Origin of the sequence: Pseudomonas sp. NPDC089569, assembly GCF_050280625.1 — a bacterium.
Lineage (GTDB): Bacteria > Pseudomonadota > Gammaproteobacteria > Pseudomonadales > Pseudomonadaceae > Aquipseudomonas.
The window spans coordinates 1-2,878 of record NZ_JBNNVQ010000217.1 but is presented as its reverse complement, the minus strand read 5'-3'; the positions used below and the strand labels follow the sequence as shown (position 1 = coordinate 2,878).

Annotated in this window: 2 protein-coding genes; one reads left to right on the top strand and one right to left on the bottom strand. The window is 56.9% G+C overall.

Annotated features, from left to right (window positions below; translation table 11 throughout):
- Nucleotides 1-373: 373 nt before the first annotated feature.
- Entirely contained in the window at nucleotides 374-676 is a 303-nt protein-coding gene (locus ACQKP2_RS32345) for a hypothetical protein (protein WP_427582316.1), read from the bottom strand.
- A gap of 373 nt (nucleotides 677-1,049) precedes the next feature.
- On the opposite strand from ACQKP2_RS32345, the gene thrS reads away from it, so the two are divergent.
- Nucleotides 1,050-2,878, top strand: a 1,829-nt coding sequence (gene thrS / locus ACQKP2_RS32340) for a threonine--tRNA ligase (protein ID WP_427582315.1), incomplete at its 3' end; no start/stop codon positions are given.

The window sequence follows — 2,878 nt, the reverse complement described above, 5'->3', positions numbered from 1 at the left end:
GTTCTTCCATGCCGTAATCAGCCATGGAAATCCGGGTCGCGTTGAAGGTGTTGGTAACGGTGCCGGTTTGGCGATTAGACATGGTGTATCTCCAAGAAACATATATTTTCAGTAGTACTGTGCTGCTCAGGCCAACTGGGCACACCGGGGTATCATAGTCGAAATGTTCGCTTTGGGAGCCCCCCGCAGGTGCTGTTTACCCTGTCGTCGCACGCTCTTTGTCGCCTGATATGGCTGGAAGCCCCGATTTAAAAGGCTTTCAGGTGAAAGTGATGGCGATAAAAAAAGCTGTAAAACCTGCATAAATTGTAGGAAAAGGCCCCTCGCAGGGGCTTTTTACCGATCGAAAATGCGTTCTATCGCTGCGGCGGGCTTATTTTTTCTCGCTGCTTTGGGCCTTGCACTTGGAAATTTGGGTCAGGGCCTGTTGTTTCAGAGCGTCACTGGCCTGATTGTCCATCAAGGCCTGAAGGTCCTTGGCCGGATACGCTTTGATCGCATCGGCACCGCAGGCGCAGTGGGCTTTGGCCGCAGCCTCGCCGATTTGTTGGGCCGCGGCAGGAACGCATTGCGCCATATACTTCTCGCGCTCACCTTTGGGCCATTCGGCATGAGCGGCCAGCGGTAGAAGCAGGACAGTCGGGGCAACCAGAGCGAACAATCGTTTCAGACGCATGCAGAAATACTCCTTGTGGGTCAATGTCTTGTCATCTGAGGGGTAAAGTGGGGATCTAGTTCAGCACTCTGGCATAAAAACGCCGAAGTTGCCCTGACCGAATGCCTCCGTGCCGCCACAACCGCTCATCTGTGCTAGGATGCCTCGCTCAGACGCTGGCGGGCGCTGGTCGACCTTTGGTCCCGGCTCGGCAAATGTCTGAAAACACCTGATTTGAATCCCAGTCACTCTGGTTCGGTTTTCCGGTTGGCCGCAAGGCTCCTGCCGCTGTAAGGCAGGCGTTCGTCATCGAATGGCCTGGACTGGATCTTGTACTGGCTCATCCCAACCCACGTGACCTTTGGTAGGGGTCACCACTAGGAGAGGAGGCGCCATGCCAACTATTACTCTTCCCGACGGCAGTCAACGTTCATTCGATCACCCGGTTTCCATCGCTGAGGTCGCCGCATCCATCGGTGCTGGCCTGGCCAAGGCTACAGTGGCCGGCAAGGTCAATGGCAAGCTGGCTGATGCCAGCGACATCATCGACAGCGACGCTACGCTGCAAATCATTACGCCAAAGGATGAAGAGGGGCTGGAGATCATTCGCCACTCCTGCGCCCACCTGGTTGGCCATGCGGTCAAGCAGTTGTATCCGACCGCCAAAATGGTCATCGGTCCGGTCATCGACGAAGGTTTCTATTACGACATCGCCTTCGAACGTCCTTTTACCCCGGACGACCTGGCCGCCATCGAGCAGCGCATGCAGCAGCTGATCGAGAAAGATTACGACGTGATCAAGAAAGTCACTCCGCGCGCCGAAGTGATCGAAGTGTTCAAGGCTCGCGGTGAAGACTACAAGTTGCGCCTGGTCGAGGACATGCCGAACGAACAGGCCATGGGCCTGTACTATCACGAAGAATATGTCGACATGTGCCGCGGTCCGCACGTACCGAACACCCGCTTCCTGAAATCCTTCAAATTGACCAAGCTGTCCGGCGCCTACTGGCGTGGCGATGCCAAGAACGAGCAATTGCAGCGCGTTTACGGCACCGCCTGGGCGGACAAGAAGCAGTTGGCCGCCTACATCCAGCGTATCGAAGAGGCCGAGAAGCGCGATCATCGCAAGATCGGCAAGCGCCTGGGCCTGTTCCACACCCAGGAAGAAGCGCCGGGCATGGTGTTCTGGCACCCGAACGGCTGGACCCTGTATCAGGTGCTCGAGCAGTACATGCGCAAGGTTCAGCGCGACAGCGGCTACCTGGAGATCAAAACACCTCAGGTCGTCGATCGCAGCCTGTGGGAAAAGTCCGGGCACTGGGCCAACTACGCCGACAACATGTTCACCACGGAGTCGGAAAGCCGCGACTACGCCATCAAGCCAATGAACTGCCCGTGCCACGTGCAGGTATTCAATCAGGGCTTGAAGAGCTACCGCGAGCTGCCGATGCGTCTGGCCGAATTCGGTGCCTGTCACCGTAACGAGCCATCGGGTGCGCTGCACGGCATCATGCGTGTGCGTGCGTTCACTCAGGACGATGCCCATATCTTCTGCACCGAAGAGCAGATGCAGGCCGAGTCCGCGGCATTCATCAAGTTGACCATGGATGTCTACGCCGACTTCGGCTTCAAAGATGTCGAGATGAAACTGTCCACTCGTCCGGAAAAACGCGTCGGTTCCGACGAGCTGTGGGACCGCGCCGAAGCGGCATTGGCCGCAGCCCTTGATAGCGCGGGCCTGCCATACGATCTGCAACCGGGCGAGGGGGCGTTCTACGGTCCGAAGATCGAGTTCTCGCTGAAAGATTGCCTCGGTCGCGTCTGGCAGTGTGGTACCCTGCAGCTCGATTTCAACCTGCCTGTCCGTCTGGGCGCCGAATACGTCTCCGAAGACAACAGCCGCAAGCACCCGGTCATGTTGCACCGGGCGATTCTGGGGTCCTTCGAGCGTTTCGTCGGAATTCTGATCGAGCACTACGAGGGTGCATTCCCTGCGTGGCTGGCGCCGACCCAGGCAGTGATCATGAATATCACTGATAAACAGGCAGATTTTGTCAGTCAGGTCGAAAAAACTCTCAACGAAAGCGGGTTTCGTGCCAAGTCTGACTTGAGAAATGAAAAGATCGGCTTTAAAATCCGCGATGTCGATTTGCATCCATGGGGTCTCGACGATTTCCTCGTCGACCTGAGGGGCCACACCCGGTGCCACGACTTCGGTTTTCA